Origin of the sequence: Neorhizobium vignae (genome assembly GCF_000732195.1) — a bacterium.
Lineage (GTDB): Bacteria > Pseudomonadota > Alphaproteobacteria > Rhizobiales > Rhizobiaceae > Neorhizobium > Neorhizobium vignae.
Genome location: NZ_JNNU01000082.1, coordinates 1 through 378, shown reverse-complemented (window position 1 = coordinate 378; position 378 = coordinate 1). Strand labels below are relative to the sequence as shown.

The following is a 378-nucleotide window of genomic DNA, read 5'->3' as shown; positions in this document are numbered from 1 at the left end:
GGTATCGGTGCCCTCGTCGGCGTTTTCTGTCAGGACGTCGGCGGCGTTGTCGACGATGTAGGTATCGTCGCCGGTGCCGCCGATCAGGACATCGGCGCCGGCCTTGCCGTCCAGCGTGTCGTCGCCGCCACCACCCGACAGCGTGTCCACGGCAGCCCCGCCGGTGATCGTGTTGTCGAGGGCATTGCCCGTCCCGGCAAAGGCCAGCGTGCCGGTGAAGACCAGGTTCTCGACATTGTCGGCAAGCGTGTAGCTCGCCAGTGCCGTCTGCATCGTGTCAGTGCCCTCTGCGGCACTCTCGACGATGGCGTCGGCAGCGTTGTCGATGACATAGATGTCGTTGCCGGTGCCGCCGACCAGCGTGTCGGCGCCGGCCCC

At 67.2% G+C, this 378-nt stretch carries 1 pseudogene; it reads right to left on the bottom strand.

Annotation, left to right across the window (positions count from 1 at the left end):
* A pseudogene (locus tag GQ59_RS30445) lies at positions 1-378 on the bottom strand (calcium-binding protein); the annotation flags it as partial.